This window comes from Streptomyces tauricus (assembly GCF_014650955.1).
In the GTDB taxonomy this organism is placed as follows: Bacteria; Actinomycetota; Actinomycetes; order Streptomycetales; family Streptomycetaceae; genus Streptomyces; species Streptomyces tauricus.
On sequence record NZ_BMVY01000061.1, the window covers coordinates 1 to 19,703 of the forward strand.

The 19,703-nt window shown below is 68.2% G+C and carries 11 protein-coding genes and 2 pseudogenes; 11 read left to right on the forward strand and 2 right to left on the reverse strand.

The window, feature by feature from the left end; genetic code table 11:
* Window positions 1–278: 278 nt before the first annotated feature.
* Window positions 279–1,645, reverse strand: a pseudogene (locus IE278_RS42775) (IS1380 family transposase); the annotation flags it as partial.
* Between the two features lie 90 nt (window positions 1,646–1,735).
* Window positions 1,736–2,814, reverse strand: a protein-coding gene (locus IE278_RS43460; RefSeq protein WP_444546121.1) for an IS630 family transposase whose coding sequence is annotated in 2 segments (ribosomal slippage) — window positions 1,736–2,334 and window positions 2,334–2,814 — 1,080 coding nt in all. Because the reading frame shifts where the segments join, the coding sequence is not laid out codon by codon here.
* Window positions 2,815–2,885: 71 nt separating this feature from the next.
* On the opposite strand from IE278_RS43460, the pseudogene IE278_RS40280 reads away from it, so the two are divergent.
* From IE278_RS40280 to IE278_RS40330, 11 genes and pseudogenes are all read left to right on the forward strand, one after another.
* Window positions 2,886–3,817, forward strand: a pseudogene (locus tag IE278_RS40280) (IS5 family transposase).
* Window positions 3,818–3,832: 15 nt separating this feature from the next.
* Window positions 3,833–4,273 (forward strand): SRPBCC family protein, encoded by a 441-nt coding sequence (locus IE278_RS40285; protein ID WP_189779998.1) that lies wholly within the window; start codon window positions 3,833–3,835, stop codon window positions 4,271–4,273.
* A gap of 2,187 nt (window positions 4,274–6,460) precedes the next feature.
* Entirely contained in the window at window positions 6,461–9,331 is a 2,871-nt protein-coding gene (locus tag IE278_RS40290) for a CRISPR-associated endonuclease Cas3'' (RefSeq protein ID WP_189779989.1), read from the forward strand.
* 310 nt (window positions 9,332–9,641) lie between these two features.
* Window positions 9,642–11,186, forward strand: a complete 1,545-nt coding sequence (casA, locus tag IE278_RS40295) for a type I-E CRISPR-associated protein Cse1/CasA (protein WP_189779990.1) — start codon at window positions 9,642–9,644, stop codon at window positions 11,184–11,186.
* Window positions 11,186–11,830, forward strand: a complete 645-nt coding sequence (gene casB, locus IE278_RS40300) for a type I-E CRISPR-associated protein Cse2/CasB (protein ID WP_189779991.1) — start codon at window positions 11,186–11,188, stop codon at window positions 11,828–11,830. The genes casA and casB overlap by 1 nt, the downstream gene beginning before the upstream one ends.
* Window positions 11,831–12,075: 245 nt before the next feature.
* Window positions 12,076–13,239, forward strand: coding sequence for a type I-E CRISPR-associated protein Cas7/Cse4/CasC (gene cas7e / locus IE278_RS40305; RefSeq protein ID WP_189779992.1), 1,164 nt, complete (start codon window positions 12,076–12,078; stop codon window positions 13,237–13,239).
* Window positions 13,236–14,045: a type I-E CRISPR-associated protein Cas5/CasD gene (cas5e, locus tag IE278_RS40310; RefSeq protein WP_189779993.1), complete on the forward strand. Its 810-nt coding sequence runs from the start codon at window positions 13,236–13,238 to the stop codon at window positions 14,043–14,045. Before cas7e ends, cas5e begins: the two co-directional genes overlap by 4 nt.
* Complete coding sequence (gene cas6e / locus IE278_RS40315; RefSeq protein WP_189779994.1) at window positions 14,042–14,686, forward strand: type I-E CRISPR-associated protein Cas6/Cse3/CasE; 645 nt, start codon at window positions 14,042–14,044, stop codon at window positions 14,684–14,686. The genes cas5e and cas6e overlap by 4 nt, the downstream gene beginning before the upstream one ends.
* 25 nt (window positions 14,687–14,711) lie before the next feature.
* The gene (locus IE278_RS40320) at window positions 14,712–16,265 is read left to right on the forward strand and encodes a TnsB C-terminal domain-containing protein (RefSeq protein WP_189779995.1); all 1,554 of its coding nucleotides are present in this window, start codon (window positions 14,712–14,714) and stop codon (window positions 16,263–16,265) included.
* Window positions 16,262–17,071 carry an AAA family ATPase gene (locus IE278_RS40325; protein WP_189779996.1) on the forward strand — a complete coding sequence of 270 codons (810 nt, stop codon included), beginning with the start codon at window positions 16,262–16,264 and terminating at the stop codon, window positions 17,069–17,071. The genes IE278_RS40320 and IE278_RS40325 overlap by 4 nt, the downstream gene beginning before the upstream one ends.
* Window positions 17,072–17,327: 256 nt before the next feature.
* Window positions 17,328–19,535: a DUF262 domain-containing protein gene (locus tag IE278_RS40330; RefSeq protein ID WP_189779997.1), complete on the forward strand. Its 2,208-nt coding sequence runs from the start codon at window positions 17,328–17,330 to the stop codon at window positions 19,533–19,535.
* Window positions 19,536–19,703: the final 168 nt, after the last annotated feature.

Sequence of the window (19,703 nt, forward strand, 5' to 3'; positions counted from 1 at the left end):
TCACTCACACCGGACTGACAATAAGCTCCCAAACACCACAGAACTAACGAAAACCTCAGTAGCCTCGCCGTTTCAGTTGCGGTTGCTGACTGGCTGTGCGGGGTCGTTTGGAGCGGTGTCGGTCGGTGGGCATGGTGAGGGCCCGGCGCGGTGGGCCGGGTTCTCCAAGGTCCTTCGGGTCGTGGGTGATCAGAGGGCGGTCGCTCAGGTGGCGGGGCGGGGCGAGGCAGGGCGGCCAGGCGGTGGAATGCGGCCGTGAGTTCATGTCTCCAGGGTCAGGTCCCCGATATCCGCAAATGCAGGCGGCGGCCGCCGCGGGTGATCCGGGCAGCGACGTGCAGGATTCGGTAGCGCAGTTTCTTGGGTTCGGCGGTGGCCAGATTGCCGTCCAGCAGGAGGACGCGGGTCCAGGCGAGAAGGTCGATGGCCGCGAGACTGAGTTCGAGCCATGCGGCGTTGACCAGGAAGTGGCGGGAGGGGAAGCGGCCGAAGCCGGTGGTCTTGCCGCACCGGATGTGGTCCTCGACGGTGGCATGCCCGCGGTGGCGGACCTCCAGAAACTGGGCGGAGCCCCCGCTGGCGAACGGTGTGTCGGTGAGGAAGACCTGGTGCCGCAGGCCCTCGTCCTGGTCGAGAGGGACAGTTGGGCTCCGGGGTGCGGTCGCTCGCGGCGCACGATGATGCAGGTGCCGTCCGGATAGCCGGCAAGGTCGACCGTGCCGGTCAGTTCGGCGACCGAAGCGCCGGCACGCAGGGTTCCGTCCTGGTCCAGGGCAGGGTGCCAGACCTGTTCGGGCAGGGCCCGGATCGCGCGGCGGACCGGTTCGGTGACCGCGTATCCGACCGAGAAGAAGGTGTGGATTCCTCGTATCCGCATGTCTCGGACGTGGGCGAGGAAGGCTTTCGCCGATCCGGCGCTGTCGGTGCGGACGAGGATGTCGGTGCCGTGCCGGTGGGTGTCGGGGATCTGCGTGAGAGCGTCGTCCAGCACCGCGATGTGATCTGCGGCGGTGTTGGCGCCGGCGTTGCCGGGCCTCAGGCGCCCGGACATGCTCTCGCCGGTGTTGGCCAGGAAGCACAGCAGAGGGTGGAATCCGAAGCCGCCTTTGTAGGTGGGTGCGGCTTGGTCCTTCTCGGAGTGGCAGGTCACCAGCGTGGCGTCGAGGTCCAGGACCAGGCCGGGCAGTTCCCGTCCGCCGGCTTTCACCGCCGGTATTCCGCAGCGGGTCTCGGCGGCCTGCAGCCAGGCGATCTCTCGCGCCTGGGCGCGGGCCGCTCGCAGCCGAGCGAGTCCGGTCTCGTCGATGTCGGCGAGCAGCCGCCAGGCCGTCGGTGTCGAGGCGACCGGGCCGAACACCTCGCCCTGGTCCCGCAGCACGGCCAGATCCGTGATGGCTTCCCCGCCATCAGCCAGCATCACCGCGAGGTCGGTGGCGATCCGGCCTGGGTCGTGGCCAGTGCCGCGTGGCCGAAGTGGTCCCAACGCGGTGGAGTATGCGCTGGTCAGTCCGGTGGCATCGGCGAGATCAGCCAGCAACCGAGCCCTGGCGTGACCAACCACCCCGGCACCGTCAGCAGAGACATGGAGCTTGGGACGCGAACCGATACCCTGCACGCAGAAAGTGCCTTCCGCCTGGACCGACAGAACCCCTCGACAAGGTTCATCGTCCCGGCTCAGAAGGCACTTTCGCGTTACCGCACAGAACCCGACCCCACCCCAAGTGAAACGGCGAGGTTAGGGTCCGTCCGGTCTGTCGAGAGCGAGCCCCGTCCCGGCGAGGAATCCACTGAGGATGCCGTGGCGGTACTGCAGCGCCTTGAGTCGTCTGCGGAGCAGAGTCTCCAGCTCGCCGAGGGTGCGGGCGGCCAGGTTGGCCAGGCTTCGCTTGATGTGCGCCCACAGGCCCTCCACCGGGTTGAGGTCGGGCGCATACCTCGGCAGCAGGACCACTGTCAGCCAGTCCCGCTCGGCAACGAGTGCCTTCATCGTCTTGGAGATGTGGGTGCTCAGCCGGTCCCACACCACGATCAGCGGGGCCTTCAGCAGTTGGTGGGCGCCATCCAGCAGGCGGATGTAGTCGCTCTCGCCCAGCGAGCGACGCTCGCCCTTGCGGCCGGTATGCCGACGCAGCCGGTAGCACAGACGGGCGGGCAGGCCCGGCCTGAAGCACAGCAGCCCGGCCACCGAGAGCCGTCCCCGGCTGCGGCCGGACACGTTGACCCTCGGGGTGACGCCGCGCCGGCCCCAGGTGCGGCCCTTGGGCGGCCGACCGGTCACACCCGCTTCGTCCTCGAAGCAGATGAACGCGCCGGTCGCCGCCCGGAGGGTTTTACCTCCTGCCAGGTCGCCTCCCGCCATGCGGTGATCGCGTCCTCGTCGCGTTCGGCGGCGGGCCGGGCGGGCATCTGCACGCTGTAACCCATCCGGTGCAGCAACCGGGTGACCCCGCAGACGCTGTAGGAGATGTGCAACTTCCGCCCGATCAGCGTGCGTACCCTTGCCGCGGTCCACACCTGGTCGTCCACCCAGCCGTGCGCGGCCGGCCCCTCCTCCCGCCACATTGCGAGCTTGGCCCGCAGGTGGGGACCGAGCCGACAGTCGTAGCCACAGGGGCCTCTGGAACGCAGCGCCTCGCGTCCGCCCGTCCTCCAGGTGCGGCGCCACTGGTAGACCGACTTCTCACTCACCCGTAACTCCCGGGCGATGCACGGGACTTCCACGTCCTCCTCGAAGAGGTCAACGGCCCGCATCCGTACCTCTTCCCGGCGCCTGCGCTGTTCGGCGGTCAGCCCGCCCTCGTCCGGATACCGCATGCCTCCGGCGTACTAGGCGCTGTTTCTCGGATCTCCCTCCGTGAGCGAGGTGTTGGGGGCAGGCTGACTGCATGGGACGCGGAGATCTGACGAACGCGGAGTGGGATCGGCTGGAGTCGTTCTTACCGCGCGGTGGTGCACGTGGAGGCCGGTGGAGTGATCACCGCCGGGTGATCAACGGGGTGCTGTACCGGGTCCGTACGGGGGTGCAGTGGCGGGATCTCCCGGAGCGCTTCGGGCCGTGGGAGACGGTCTACAAGCGTCATCGTCGCTGGTCGGCGGACGGGACCTGGCAGATGCTTCTGTCGAAGGTACAGGCCGCCGAGGACGCCGCCGGGCGGATCGACTGGGAGGTGTCTGTTGACTCCACGGCGGTGCGTGCCCACCAGCACGCCGCCGGCGCGCGGAAGACGGCACCCGCCGCGGTTCCCCAAAGGGGGGTCCGCCCGCGGACGAACCAGGTCGATCCGGTGCTTCGGAGACTGACCGTCCGGCTGGAGGAGGTGGTCAGATCGGCGAGTGTCTGGGACGCTCCCGCGGCGGCTTCACCACCAAGGTCCACCTCGCAGCCGACGGACGATGCCGGCCACTTGCGGTCCTCCTGACACCCGGACACTACGGAGACGGTCCCCAGCTGCAGCCTGTCCTGGAGCAGGTGTCGGTGCCCCGCATCGGAGTCGGCCGGCCTCGCACCCGACCCGACCAGGTCCTGGCCGACAAGGCCTACACTTCCCGCGAGAATCGCTGCTACCTGCGACGACGCGGCATATCGCACATCATCCCCGAACGGCTCGACCAGCGCAGGCACCGCCAGAACCGCGGTTCCCGCGGCGGTCGGCCCCCCGGGTTTGACCGCGATCGCTACAAGAGACGCAACACCGTCGAGCGTGCCATCAACCGCCTGAAAGGCTTCCGCGCGGTTGCTACACGCTACGAGAAACGGGCCTACACCTACCTCGGCACCGTCACCCTCGCCGCTCTCATCATCTGGCTCCGCACATGATCCGAGAAACAGCGCCTGGTCCTCACCCGCAGCTACCGTGCCTCCGCCGATGACGTCTGGGCGAGTGTCACCGAGCCGGAGCGCACCGCCCGCTGGTTCGGCCCGTGGCGCGGCCAGGCGGCGGCCGGCCGCACCGTCGAAGTGCAGCTGGTGTTCGAGGATTCGGCGCCCTGGTGCCCGCTGCGAATCCAAGCCTGCGAACCGCCGCACCGACTCGCCGTCTCGATGGAGGACGAGGCCGGATCCTGGTCGATGGAGCTGCTGCTGGCCGAGAGCGACGGCACCACCGAACTCCGGCTGGTCCATCATCTCGCCTCCACAGAGCACCTCGGCCAGACCGGCCCGGGCTGGGAGTACTACCTGGACATGCTCACCGCCGCACGCACGGGCGGGCCACGGCCTGACTTCGAGGACTACTACCCCGCGCAGAAGGCATACTTCGACTCCCTGGCCTGAGTTCGTTTTCAAAGCGCCGAGCTCGAACAGTGCGTCGTACGACGTCACTCATCTGGGGATACGAAGGGCGTACCTGCCGCCTTGCCCGCTGAGCACCGCATCTGCGCCCCGCCGCCGGACGACATGATCTGCGGGCCGGAGGCCGAGGCCAGTGCCCGGCGCCGTCCGACATGCTCGGCTGTATTCTGAACTGACGGCTACATCCAGCTCACCTGATGGTCCGGGTCGTGGACGGTCTGCCGCACGGCCGCTGACGGCTACTCAGCCCGACATCGGGTCGTGCTGACTTTCATGCCATTGCCTTGCCCGCTTCTCATTCTTCTGTCTTTGCTCAGGGGCGCTCAATCCCTTGGAAGGCAAGGATGGAATGGAGACCGTGTTGGGCGCTTGGTGAGAATCCCTTGAGCGCGTCCATGAGAAATGCCTGTTCATTGCAGTGAGAATCGCAATAGGAGGTGCCTCTGACATGCAGTCTTATGCGATGGTGGCCGTGGGTCGTCGAGTGCACTTGAGTTCCGGACGAGAGCGTCCCACGCCAGCAGACACCAACCGAGGTCTGCGTGAACAGGAGTGATTCCGCGGGGCGGTGGCGGAGGGCCAGCGGATGGAGTGGCTTTCGTCTTCACGGCTGCGCTGCGCGGACCCGTCGATGGCCTGGGTACTCCCATGAACACGTAACCGGTCTGCCCCAGTACCTGTCGGACATAGGAGTCACCCCCCGCTCGCGCGGGGCTCAGCCCGGCAGGATCACGGTGTCGAACTCTCGGCCCGAGTCACCCCCGCTCGCGCGGGGCTCAGCTGGCCAGGTCCCTCGCCCAGCAGCAGAAGGAGGAGTCACCCCCGCTCGCGCGGAGCTCAGGCTCGCCCACCTGGAGCGTAGCGAGAGCGAGGGCCTCTTTTCATTCCCTTTGATGAACCTCGACCGTGTGAGTTGCGGTGCCCTTGGACCACAAGCCGCTGGCCGAGTCATTCCTGTTCGCTGCCCGGGTGTTTCCAGCGAGGTATCGACCTTCGAGTCGTGCCCTTGCGTCTGACACAGGCCAGAGGACCGAGCCGCTCCCGCTCGCGCGGGCTCTACGATGAACAGGGTTCCCAGGGGGCTGCCGCTGGTGCGTCACTCCCGCTCGCGCGGGCTCTACCCCGAGACAATCGTCGTCGACCGGGGCAAGGTCGGGGCACTCCCGCTCGCGCGGGCTCCACCTCCTCAACGGCACTGAACTGGTCGAACCGGGCGCGTCACTCCCGCTCACGCGGGCCCTACTCGCCTGGCACCCGCTCTCGCCCGCTGAGCGTTGGTCATTCCCGCTTGTGCGGGCTCTCCAGGAACGTGCGGGCTGTTCGGCCAGGGCGATCGGGTCGCTCCTGCTTGCGCAGGCTCTACGGCGCGGGTATTGCCAGCCGGGCCTCGGCCCCGAGACCACTCCAGCCCAGCGCAGGCCGTACCCCCTGCGCCTGAACATAGAGGATCAAGAGACGCAATTACTCCCGCTCGCGCGGGCTCTATGTCCACCACAATCCCCACGACGTCCGCCAGATCGAGTCACTCCCGCTAGCGCGGGTTCTACATGTAGGAGGCGTTGAGGTGCTCATTCCAGGCGCGTCACTCCCGCTCGCGCGGACTCTACCCCGAGACAATCGTCGTCGACCGGGGCAAGGCCGGATCACTCCCGCTCACGCAGGCTCTGACTGAAGCCGATTGGCTCCTAGAGGGCGGCGATCGAGTAATTCCCGCTCGCGCGGACTCTACAACCCGGTATGACCGGCGGAGTGGCAGCGGCACGGGTCACTCCTGCTTGCGCAGGCTCTACGGCGCGGATGTTGCCAGCAGGGCTTCGGCCCCGAGATCACTCCAGCCCGGCGCAGGCCGTACCCCAACGTCGAAGTGAACTTGGAGTATATCGCCGAGTCACTCCCGCTTGCGCGGGCTCTAGCAGTCCTACGGGAAGCGCGTCCACGAACTGACCGCGTCACTCCCGCTCGTGCGGGCTCTACCCTTCTTGACCTGGGCACTCTGGGGAACTTTGCCTGCCTTTTGCTTGCGTCCGGCTAGGGAAATGATGCCACATCAGAGGTTAGGCCCGTACGAGACGTACCGGTAGAGGGCGGATCTTAGCGGGCGCGAGGCTGAGTGCTCTGCCTTTGCATGATCATGTTGTCGTGGGTTCCGTGAGGCGTCAGCGTGTGGGGATGGGAGCTGTTGAGGACGCCCGGTACGACGGTGTTGACCGTCGTCCCTGCGGGAAGTTCGATCGTGTCACGCGGAGGGTGTATTCGCTGCTGTTCCACTTGATCGATGCGGGTGCGGTGGCCGCAGCGCTGTGGGACCGGTTCCTGACCCCGAGCCAACGTAAGGTCATCAGCGCCGGGCTCAACGTCTCGCAGGAGCATGCGCGTTCGCTGGTGTCTTTCCTGGCTGCCATGCATGACATCGGAAAGCTCATTCCGAGTTGGCAGTCCTTTGAGCCCTCCGTATGCATACGGCTGGGGGAGGACCTGCTGGCGGACATGGGGCCGGTAGTGCACGTCCCGCACGCGCGCGCGTCGATGCATGCGGGGCTGCATCTGCTGGGCGAGCTGGGATTCGCCGTCGGCGGTAACGACAGTCCCGCCGTCCGTGCTGCTCAGAGTCTGGGCGGGCACCACGGCCGGTTCCTGCAACTCGACGTGGACGGGGCAGCATCCGCCCACCGGGTGCAGGCCACCCTGGGCGGGCCGGTGTGGCAGGACCTGCGCCGCCGCTACACCCGGCTGCTGTGGCACCTGTTCGGTGCCGATGAGGCTCCGGAACGGATGTCGGTCGAGGCCGCGGTGCTGATCACGGGTCTGACGATGGTTGCCGACCGGGTCGCGAGCCAGCTCCGGTACTGGGTGCCCAACGCGGACACTCCGTCCTTCGGGGCTGCCGAGCACTACAGTCACGCCCGCCAGCAGGCCGAGGAGGAGGTCGAGCGGCTCGGCCTTACCCGCTTCGCTTTGGACCGGGTCCCGTTCACCACCGCCCACCCGGGACTTGAGGAACCAAATGCTCTTCAGGCTTCCGTGATGGAGGAGTTGCCGCGGCTGGTCGCCGAGCGGGGGAGTGGCATCGCGGTGGTCACGGATGCCATGGGAACGGGAAAGAGCGTGACCGCCCTGGAGATGGCACGGATCTTCAACGAGCACTGTGGCACTCAGGGAGTGATGTGGCTACTCCCGGCCACGGCCGCCGCAGACCAGGCCTACGAGGTCCTGGACCGGTACGTGCGCGCCCACCGGCCCGAGTACGCCCCCGTGACGCTGGTGCACCACCACAGCGACCTCAACGAGGCCTACACCGGCCGGCTTCTGTCCCCGGCGGACATGTCCGTTGTGGACGGACCACCCTACAACCCGTTCACCGACGACCCGGACGATCTTGCGGCCGGCGACGAGACGGAGTCCGGCTCGGGCAGCGCCGGCCCTGACCGATGGCTGCGCGGAGGGGACAATGTGCTTCTGGCCCAGTACACCGTCTCCACCACCGACCAGGCACAGATGGCTGTCCTGCCCGTCCGCTACAGCGCGCTGCGCATGCTGGCTCTGTCGGGCAAGACCGTCGTGGTCGACGAGGCCCACGCGCTGGACCCGTTCAGCCAGCTCCAGTTGCTGCGCCTGCTGCACTGGCTGGGAGCCCTGAACTGCCCGGTTGTCCTGCTGTCGGCGACGATGCCTGCGTCCACCGCCACCGAGCTGGTACGGGCCTACCTGGCCGGAGCCGGCCAAACTGGTCTCCACGGTGCCTCGTTCGCCCCCCGCTACCCCGGGTGGCTGTTCGCGGACGCGGCAACCGCCACTGCCCACCGCATGTCCGAACCGGCCCACGGCTGGCAAAGGGCCGCCCAGCGCAGGACCGCCCACATCCGCATCCGCCCGGTCACTTACCGGCGCCTCGAACAGGCCGGCCGCACCGTCGACCCGGGGGAGCGCCTGGCGGTGATCGCTGACACGCTCCAGCGGGTGGTCCGCCACGGCGGATGCGCGGCCGTGGTGTGCGCGACCGTCGCCGACGCGCAGGACACCTACCAGTACCTGCGCCGCACATGGACCGGCCCACCGCACGACCTGGTCCTCGTCCACGCACGGGTCCGGGGGTGGCGACGGCAGAGCACGCTGCGAGACCTCCGGACCCGGATGGGACCCGCAGGGCCGCGCCCGGCACGCCTCGTCTTCGTCACCACCAGCCTCCTCGACATGAGCCTGGACCTTGACGTCGACCTGATGGTCAGCGATCTCGCTTCTCTGGCACGCCTGCTGCAGCGCCTGGGGCGCCTGGGCCGCTTCACCCGTCTGTGGGCCGGGCAGGACCGCCGCCCCGCCTGGTGGGACCGTGACAACAGCCCGACGCTGACGGTGCTGAACCCGGTCAACTCCCGCGGCGCGACCGCGCTGCCGCCCGGATGGGGCACGGTCGAGCCCGCCGTCACCCTCCACGAAACCGCCCGGCTCCTCCCAACCCTGGAGAAGGAACCCCTTGTCGTACCCGACGACGTCCAGGCCCTCGTCGAACAGGTCCACGGTGTCACCTCCGGTTTTGCGGCGGAAACGACACGTCTGCAGCAGATGGCAGCCACCCACCAGATCCGCACCAGTCGTCAGCAGCAGCTCAGCGCCATCCACCTGGCGCCCCCGGCGATACGGGTCTCTTCCCTGGCCGACCTGCACCGTCAGCACCTCACCACCGCCCAGGCGGCCACCCGGCCCGGCATCCTGCCCCGCCGCCTGCTGCCCTGCTACCGCAGCCCCGACGGCACCCTGACCCTCGACGCAGCCGGCCGTCTCCCGCTCCCGGACCAGAAACACCTCAGCCGAAGCCACCTGCGCAGCATCCTGGAACACACACTGCCCGTCCCGGCCGCCTGGGTCACCCGCGCTTCCGACCGGCATCAGCCGCCCGAAAGCTGGAAGCAGCATCCTCTTCTCGCCGACACCGTGCTGCTGCCCACTGATTTTTCAACACGGGAGAGTGAACAGCGTTTCGGCCATCACTGGCTCCGCATGGACGAAGAACTCGGCCTCCTGCACCGCAAAGACCATCAATGATCACTGCACGTAATACTCAGGGCTGAAAGCATCACGCCACCCTTCGATAGTCGGATTTTCTCACCGGCCGCGAAGCGCTGTGGCGACATGATTCGCTGTGCCGCACACCACCGAACACCCGGTCGCACTCGCACACCGCGCCCCACAAGGGCGCTGCGATGTCCCCTGCACAGCACCGGCCGCTGTCGGGGTCGGCGGGCCCGGCCGCCGCGTTGCCCCGCAGCAGCAAACCTCCCGAGAACATGCCCCAGCCCCCGGCTGCCCGCACCCCACATCCTCACGCCCCTCCCTCTTTCCGGAAGCCATCCCCTTGCCCTCCTTACCTCCGTTATCCCCGCCCGCCACGTTCAGCGCAGCCGACAGTCCCTGGATCGACGTCCGCTCCGGTCACCAGTACGACCAACTGGGCCTGCGAACCCTGTTCCTGGACGCCCACCGCATCGACGATCTCGCCCTGCCCCACCCGCCGGCAGCCTCAGCACTGCTGCGGGTTGCGATCGCCATCACCGCCCGGATCACCGGCCTGGACGACTCCCAAATCACAGCCTCCCAGTGGAACGCCCTGCGCCGCCGCTGCCTGGTTGAGGGCCGCTTCGACCCGGACGCCGTCCACGCCTACTTCGACCAGCACGGCTGGAACGTCTTCGACCAGGCCAGGCCTTGGCTCCAGGACATTTCGCTGCGCACCCAGTGCCCCCACAGCACCGGCATCAACGTCTTCGTTCCCGGGCGCCCCGCCGGCAACAATCTGGCCTGGTTCAGCCCGCATAGCCACCACACCGCCGAACCCGTTCCTACCGCCGAGGCCCTGCAGATCCTGCTCATCCACCACTACTACGGGCGTTCCGGCAAGGGCACCCCTCGCACTCTGGGCGGTGCCACCAGCATGAAGCAGACCAGCGGGCCCCTGCGCTCGAGCGTCTCCTTCCACCCCCTGGGCCGCACCCTGCACGAAACGCTCCTCACCGGTGTCCCCGCCTTCACCGGCGACGAGCAGCCCCCCGGCGCCGACGCCTGCCCGTGGGAAGAACCCGCCCCGCCCGACCCGCAGGCCCCGCCTCGCCCGCCGACCTGGCCCGGCCGGCAGCTGACCGGACAGAACCGGCACGCGATCCTCCTCGTGCCTGGCCAGGGCGGTGCCACCGTCACCGACGCCTACGTCACCTGGGCCACCCAGCAGCCCAAACAGATCACCACCGACCCCTACCTCGCCTACCGCTTCATCCCCGAACGCAAGAACGTCGCCCGGCGCCGCACCCTCCACCGCGCCGACGCGTCCCGCGCATGGTGGCGCGACCTGGAGACACTGCTCCTGGCTCCGGATGAACACGGCACGCACCGCCGGCCGGCCATCTTCGACACCCTCAACGACCTTCCCGAACCTGTGCGGTGCAGCCTGCGGATCCGCGTCCACGGATTCGACCAGGACGGCAAGGTCATCGATCGGCAGTGGTACACCGCCCTCACCCCGCCCCTGCTGAACTGGACCCAGGAACACGACCCGGTCAAAGCCCAGCGCATCGCCGAATGCTGCCGGGAGGCCGAACACGCCGCGCATCGGCTGGCGACCGTCGCCAAACAGGCCTGGGACACCGTCACCCGCAGCCGCACCACGCAGCCCCCCTGGGCGGGCAAGGCTCTGACCCGGTACTGGCCGAAAGCCGAGACGGTGTTCTGGCAGCTTCTGGACGAGCCCGGCACCGCGGCACCCACCGCCTTCGCGGCCGCAGCCGCGGCCGCTCTGCGCGAGGTCACCGAAGCCGCCCGGATCCGTCACGCTGCCGCGGGCCGCGCCGTCGCCCATGCCGTCAGGGACCTCTACCGCCAGCCCCCAACACCCCGGAAGGCTGCCTGATGCCCACCGCAGCCGAACACCGTGCCTCCTGCGACGCGTTCGTCGCCCACGTCCACCTCCTGTGCGCCGAGCCCGGCGTCCGCGTCCGCCTCAGCCGAGGACGGGGCCGGCCCGTCGAGGAATGCGCCCCCATGGACCGCTACCTGGCCCGGCGCACCGCACACCGCGCCGGGCGCCGCGCCTACTACACCGTCGCGAGCCTCATCGCGACAGCCGGACCCCAGGCCCACACCCCGGGCGTGCGCCCCGCCCCGGACGACGACGCCGGCCCCATGACTCTGGGAGACGATCTGGGAGTTGGTCTCGTCGCCCCCGTCGAGCCGGCCCCCGCACCATCGCCGCCGGATCCGGCGGCCTGGTTCGCCAGGCCGAACTTCGGCGCCACCCTCGCCACCGCCGTCCACCGAGCCGGCCATGCAGCGCAGCGCACCGAGGATCTCCTGAGCGTCCTGACCCGCCTCAGCGACGACCAGCTGCACCGCCGCCTGCCCGCACCTGTCGCACAGCTGCTGAAGGACGGCATCACCCCCGACTGGGGTGTCCTCCTCCACGACCTGGTGCAACGCCCCCACCAGCGTGACCAGGTCGGATTGCGCTGGCGCGACGCCTTCTACCTCGCCACCCCCGAACCCCGGCGCTCCTGACCCCCCCCCCGCACCAACCGGCCCCGCCCCTCCCTGCCGGCGCCCCACACCGGAACACCACCCCGGTGCAGGCCGCCCGGCGGCCCATGCCCCGGAACCGTCCGGTGCCCCTCGGGCCCCGCCCGACCGCCCGGACCGGCCGGCGGCACACAGATTGATCACGGCCCTTCACACGGCCCACGGCCCCCGTACCCCGCGACCCGTATCAGCGCCATGCCCGCCGCCCCAGTGAAAGAAGCACACCCATGCACACCCCGGCACGATTTCTCGACCTGCACATCCTCCACCCCGTGACCGCGGCGAACCTCAACCGCGACGCGGACGGCGATCCCAAGACCATCTCCTTCGGGAACGCGATCCGGGCCCTCGTCTCGCCCCAGGCATGGAAGCGCCCCATCCGCCTCAACGTCGAACAGGACCTGGGCGAGCACGCCGCCCGCACCCGCATGGTGCCGCCCCTCGTCACCCGGAAACTGCAGGAAGCCCAGTGGCCCCAGGACCTCGCCGCGTTCGCCTCGGCACAGATCGTCCACTCGGCCAAGAAGGGCGGCCTGAAGCACAACGAGAGGGAGGGCTACCGCACCCAGGCCATGCTCTACCTCCCCACGGACGTCATCGACGACATTGTCGCCCTGTGCGAAAAGCACCGCACCGAACTCGAAGAAGCTTTCGCCGACCACACCCCCAAGAAGAAGATCGACGCGGTCCTGCCCGCCAAAGACCTCGCCGCGCACCTCACTCGCCGCACCGCGAGCATCAACCTGTTCGGGCGGATGCTCGCCGAACTGCCCACCGGCCACGTCGAAGCAGCCGTGCAGATGGCCCCCGCCTTCTCCGTGCACCAAAGCGACCCGCAGCCCGACTTCTTCACCACGGTGGAAGACCTGCCCCAGGACGCAGACTCTGGCAGCGCCCATCTCCAGACCGCGTTCCTGACCACCAGCCTCTTCTACCGCTTCGCGACCATCAACATCACCGACCTCCACCACAACCTCGGATCCGGCGCCCCCGCCGACACGGTCAAGGACCTCGTCGAGCTCTTCGTCCAGCACTTCATCCTGAGCATGCCGGGCGGCAAGAAAACGTCCACCGCACCGCACACCGTCCCCGACCTCGTCCACTACGCCGTCCGCGACCGCCGCTCCGTCTCCTACGGCGCCGCCTTCGAACAGCCAGTCAAAGCCGCCCCCCAAGGCGGTTACACCGCTCCCGCCCGCCAGACGCTCACCGACTACGCCGCCACCATCACCCGCCTGCTCGGCACCCGCCACCTCGTCGCCCACGGACATACCGGGACCTTCACCAAGCCCATCAAGGACCTCGGCACCCACCACACGTCCTTCGACGACCTCGCCGCCGCCAGCGCCACCGCCGCGACCGCCGCTCTGACCCCCGCAGGCCGGCCGTGACCGGCCTTGTCCTGCGCCTGGCAGGCCTGCTGCAGTCCTCCGGCGAACGCGGCGTCTTCCACTACCGCGACACGAGCGCCTTCCCCACCCGCTCCTCGCTCATCGGCATGTTCGCCGCGGCCCAGGGCCGCCCCCGCGAACACGCCCTCGACCCCTACCCCCACCTACGGGCACCGGGTGACACCACCTCCCCGAGCCACCGCGACCTGACCCTCACCATCCGCATCGATCAGCCCGGCACCCTGTACCGCGACTTCCACACCGTCGGCGGCGGCCGCCCCAAAGAAGAGAGCCTCCTGACCGGTGACGGCACCCGGCGCAAGCTCACCGCCTCCACGCTCGTCTCCCACCGTGACTACCTCACCGGCGCCGTCTTCACCGTCGCCGTCGAAGGCCCCGACCTCCTCATCAGCCACATCGCCGAAACTCTCGAACGGCCCCGCTTCGGACTGTTCCTCGGACGCCGCGTCTGCCTGCCCGACGAACCCCTCGTCCTCAACGCGGACAGCCCCGACCCCGTCGACGAACTCCTCACCCGCACCCCCCTCACCCGTAACCGGCCCCCCGGCTCCAGCGACACCCATGTGCCCGCCACGCTCGTCTGGGAACACCCGCCCCCCGGCGCCGACCCCGCCACCCCGCCCGACCGGGAAAGCACCAGCGAGCCCACCAACCTCACCCGCCATGCCCGACGCCACCTGCCACGCCCCCTGTGGATGAGTACCGAGCACCTGCCCGCCCACCTCTGCACAGGGCCCCGACCGATCGACGCCCTCACTGCATACGTGCACGGAGAACCCGCATGACCAGCCTCACCCGCATCGCCATCGACCCCCACCACGCAGCGGCCAGAGCCGACCTCGCCGACGTCAACAGCCTCCACAAGACCCTCATGCGCCTGGTCCCCGACCAGGCCGGCCCCCACCCCCGGGCCACAGCCGGCCTGCTCTTCCGCACAGAATCCGGACCCGAGCCCACCCTTCTTGTGCAAACAGCCCACACACCCGACCTCACCGCCCTGCCCACCAGCTACGGCACCGCCCGCACGATCGACCTCGCCCCCCTGCTGAACTTCCTCACCCCCGGGCGCACCATGCGCTACCGCATCACCGCCGCCCCCACCGTCGCACGCTCCGCAGGCAATCCCACACCCCACCCCGTCACCGGGAAACGCCGCGGCAAAATCACCCACCTCACCGGCGACGACGCCATCGCCTGGTGGCAACGCCGCGCCACAGACGCCGGACTCGAACCCGTCACCATCTCCTCCCTCCCCAGGCCCTTCCCCCGCACCCACTTCGCACGCTCGGCCCCCTACTTCAGGCTGACCCAGTTCGACGGCTTCGCCCGCGTCACCGACACCGGACTCCTCACCCACGCCCTGAAGAACGGCATCGGCAGGGCCAAGACCTACGGAGCCGGCCTTCTCTCACTCGCCCCCGCCTGACCCCCGACCAGAAAACACAGCCGTCATGCCGCAAATCCCTGACCAGAGCACCCTGCGCGCTGCCGCCATCCACCGGCTCTACACCCTCGAGCAGTCAGAACGGCTCACCCGCTCCCGGCTCATCGGCGTCGCCGACGCCTTCGGCGTCACCCCCCGCACCGTCGACCGCTGGCTCGCCAACGCACGCGCCAACAACGGCACCTACCAACCCCAAGACCGCCCCTGCTTCACCCTCACCCCGCTCATGCTCGACGCAGTGGCCCGCCGGCGCGGCAACGCCACCGCCGCATGGCGGGAACTACGCGCCGACGGCCACCTTGTCCCCTCCCTGCCCACCTTCCACCGCGCCGTGAACAAAGCCCTCACACCCGGAATACGAGCCGGCCTCCGCGGCGGCGAAAAAGCCCGCCGACGTTACGACGTGTCCGGCGAACGCGACCGCCACCACCGCAACTACGCCTGGGAAACCGACCACGTCGAAGCCAGCGTCAAAGTCCGCATCGACGGCCACATCCGCAAACCATGGATCACCTTCTTCGTCGACTGCGCCACCTCAGCCATCTGCGGCCTCGCCATTAGCCCGCAACGCCCCAGCCGCGAAGGCGTCCTCGTCGCCATCCGCGACGCCGTCCTCATCGACGACCACCACGGGCCGTTCGGCGGCATCCCCGCGTACGTGCGCGTCGACGGCGGCAAAGAATTCCTGTGCGCCACCGTCAAGGAAGCACTCGGCGTCCTGGGATCCGAAATCATCGCCCTGCCCCCCTTCAACCCCGACGGCAAAGGCAACGTCGAAGCAGTCAACGGAGCCATCAAACCGACACTGTTCGCCGACATGCCCGGCTACACCCACGCACCCACCCTCCTCGGCGGAAAACCCGTCGACCCCGACCAACCACTGCTGCACTTCGAAGCGTTCGTAGACCGGGTCCTCAAATGGGTCCACCACTGGAACCACGAGAACACACTCAGGGGTCTGGGAGGCCGCACTCCCCGCCAAGCGTGGGACGCCGACCCCGCACTCATCGACACCGTCACCGCAGAAGACCTCCACACCTACACCCTCGAACGCCACGGCAAGCCCCTGACCATCAACAACGGCGGAGTCCGCTGGCACAAACGCAACTACATCGCCGACTGGATGCACGGCCGCGTCGGCGAAAAGGTAAACCTGCGCTACCTCCCGCACCACGATCACCGCGTCGAACTCTACGACCCGCACACCGGACGCCACCTCGGCGCCGCCGTCATGGCCGGACAAGCGACCCGTGAACAGACACTCAACCTCAAACGAGCCCGCCGACGCGAAGCCGACCGCCTACGCGCCCAGCTGAAGAAGGCAGAGAAGAACCGCAACACCCGCTACGCCGCCGCAACCCGCCCTGCCCCGCCCGTGCCCCTGGACGTGCTGCCCGAAGAAGAGGCCATCGAGCACCTGCGGGCCCTCGACGGCTTCGACCCGGCAGCAGAGGCACTGCCCGACCTCATCCAACTGCCCGAACCCGACGCCGAATGGACCCTTCCCCTCAACCCCAACACCGCACCCCAGCCGCCGACACCCTCCGAGGACCAGCCGTGAACACCCCCACCACCTCCCCCCGCCCCAGCCAGCTCCCCCCACCCAGCCAGGACCACTACCTGGGTCTCACCGGAGCCAACGCCATGGCCACCAAAGCCGTAGCCGAAACCGAAGCCCGCATCCTCAAATCCATCAAGCACAACGCCATGGTCTGCATCCACGGACACGTCGGCCTCGGCAAAACCTTCGCCGTCCACACCGTCCTACGCCGCCGCGCCCCCGAAACCACCGTCCGACTGCGTTACAACAACGGCGCCAACATGAACGAAATCCGAACCCAGCTCTGGTGCCGCCTCGACCTGCCGGGAGAACCACCGCAGTCCGTCGGCCCCTGCGACCAGCAGATCCACGACGCCCTCGAAGTAGAACCCCGCGTCCTGCTCATCGATGAAGTCCAAGGACTCGGGACGAAGGCACTGGAATACTTCCGCAACCTGTGGGGCGACGACGCCCGCCGAGCAGCCATCATCTTCGTCGGCAGCGGCAACGCCCGGCAGAAAATCCTCAACAACCCGGCCCTGCACTCCCGAATCCTCGACTGGTACCAGTTCAGCCCCCTCACGCCGACCGAAGTCCAGGCCACCATCCCCGCCTACCAGCAGATCTGGGCCGGAGCACAGCCCGAACTGATCCTCTACGCCGATGACATGGCCGGCCACGGATCGTTCCGGAACTGGGCAAGAATCACCCTCCTTCTCCACGACGCACTCGAAGAGAACCCCGACCTCGCCCTCAGCAAGGACCTCATCCGCTGGGTGCTCAGCCGCATCGACCCCACCACCCGCCACACCCCGCAACGCAGCTGACCGCATCACCCCGGCAGGAGCGAAACCTGTGGGTGAGCGCCCCAGCACGGGCGAGCAGGGAGGCGTCATCCAGCAGTGCTGCCGGGCTTGGACTACCAGGAGCGAGGTCGCCCCGGCGCAGCCCCGAACACGCAGTGCGTGTGAGCACGACGGTCACCTCCCGGGTGGGAGGCGGCACGACGACCACGCGCCGTCTGTACGGCGCGGGATGAAGTTGGGACCATGGACGGAGGACCGGCGCTGGGGGAGTGGTGGCATGGGTTCGGACGAGATCAGGTCCCAGGGTTTCAGCCTGTGGGAACTGTTCCGTGACGTGACCTATGAGATCGACTACTACCAGCGTGAATACACCTGGGGCGAGGACGAAGTCCGCACCCTGCTCCGGGACCTGTGCGGATCGTTCAGGAACTGGTTGCCGAACACGTCCTACCTGCGCCGTCCGCACACCGCACCACAGTACTTCCTTGGCCCGTTCGTCTACTACGAGCCGGAAAAACACCAGCGCTCCCTCGTCGACGGGCAGCAGCGCTTCGTCACCCTGCACCTACTCTTCTGCCAACTGCGACTGTGGGCACAGGAGGCCGGGCACGGCAAAGCCGTCGAACGGCTCAACCGGGTAATCACCATCGACGGCGAGCGATTCTCCGTCTCGATCGCCGATCACAACCCTGTCCTGCAAGCGATCACCAGGGGCCGCAAGTACGAAACAGGCATCGGGGACTCGCTCTCCCGCCGCAATCTCTGGGCACGCAGCCAGCAGATCGAGTCCCAGCTGACAGAAGAGCTGGATGCGGAGAAACTCCACCGCTTCACCGACTGGCTCCTGGACCGGGTCGTCCTGGTCGGGATCCGGGCGGCAGGTGTCGACCACGGATACCGGATGTTCGAGACGATGAACGACCGCGGCGCCCGCCTCACCGCTGTCGACCTCCTCAAGAGCCATCTGCTGTCCAACGTCGGAGCAGACGAGGACCAGTTGAACACCCAGTGGCACGAGATGCTGCGCGAACTGACCACCGACCGCGAGGACCCACAGGCGGTACCCCGCTTCATCAAGGCATACCTTCTGGCCCGCTACGCACGCGAGGGCCTCGACGACGACCGCCGCCAGATCGCCACCAACCTGAACGTGTGGGTACGCCGCAACGGCGTCTACCTGGGGCTGACGGACGACCGTCCAGACAACTTCCTGCGATTCGTTCAAGAGCTGCTGAAGACGGCCCGACGGTTCCGGCCCTTCCTCGCGGCCAGCCGCGCGCTCAAAAAGGATGACGATCACCTCGAGACGGTGCTCTTCAACGAACGCAACGGCCTCGATGCCCAGACGGTAGCCATCCTCGCCGCCATCAACCCCGACGACCAGCCCTCCGAAGCCAAGGACAAAGGCCGCCTGGTTGCCACCTACATGGACCGCTGGTACACCCTCAGGATCCTGCAGGACCTGCCCGTACAGTCAGCCGACGCCGACACCCTGGTCCACGGCACACTCGTCCCCCTCCTGCGCAGGTGCCGCACCGTGGACGACGTCACCTCCGCGCTGGCTGGCCTCATCAGGGACGACGGCGGATCGATCCGCGACGCGGTCACCCTGGGGCTACGGGGCAACAACACCCACCAGATCCGCTACCTGCTCGCCCGGGCCACCGCCTACGTCGAAGAAGCCTGCCAACGGCCTCCCGACCTGCTCGCCTACCTCGACGGGGACCGCTACCACATCGAGCATTTATGGGCGAACCACCACCACCGGGTACAGCAAGAAATACCCGACAAGGTCATCTTCCGCAGCCTACGCAACCAACTCGGCGGACTCGGCCTGCTGATGGGACGCGAGAACTCCAGCCTCAACGACCTGCCCCTCAACGACAAGGCCGTCCCCTACGCCCGCAGCAACATTCTCCTAGGGATCATGGCACCCGGCTACAACCACCGGCACCCGGTACTGCGCGAATTCATCAAAACCCACCAGCTCGACAAGCTCCTCAGACCGTTCGGCTCCCGGGACACCATGACCACGGTCATCCAGACCCGCCAAAACCTCTACCTGCGGCTGTTCGAACACATCTGGGACCCCAAACGACTGGGCCTGCCCGTCGACGTGTTGCCCGAACTGGACGGCCCCGCACAACCCGTCACCTCCACACACCCGCCGGCACCGCGGCGCAGGCCAGGCGGCCGACGCACGGACGTCGCCAAAATGATCCACGCGCAGGTCCTGAAGGCCGGCACCCGAATCGTCCTCACCTACCGCTCCGAAGAGCACTGGGCCACCATCGACGAAGACGGGGGCATCATCCTCACGGCGACCGGCGGCACCCCCTACGGCCGGGTCGACGAGGCCGGCGCTGTCGCCCGCGGCACCAAGACCTGCCAGGGCATGAACGAATGGCACGTCGAGGACGAGACAGGCACGCGCACAAGCCTGAGAACGCTGCGTGACCGTGCGGCAGACGCCGGCCTCCTCTAGGACTTGTCCGGCCGATCATGGATGTGGACTGTCGGGCATGATGCCCAGGTGAGCATCATCGTGAGGTTCTTCGTTGCGCCGGACGACATGTCGGCGAGCCTGGCCCTAAGACATCATCTCATTTGGCTGAGTAAGCTGCCAGTCGTGGCGAGGATTGTTGAGCGGCTG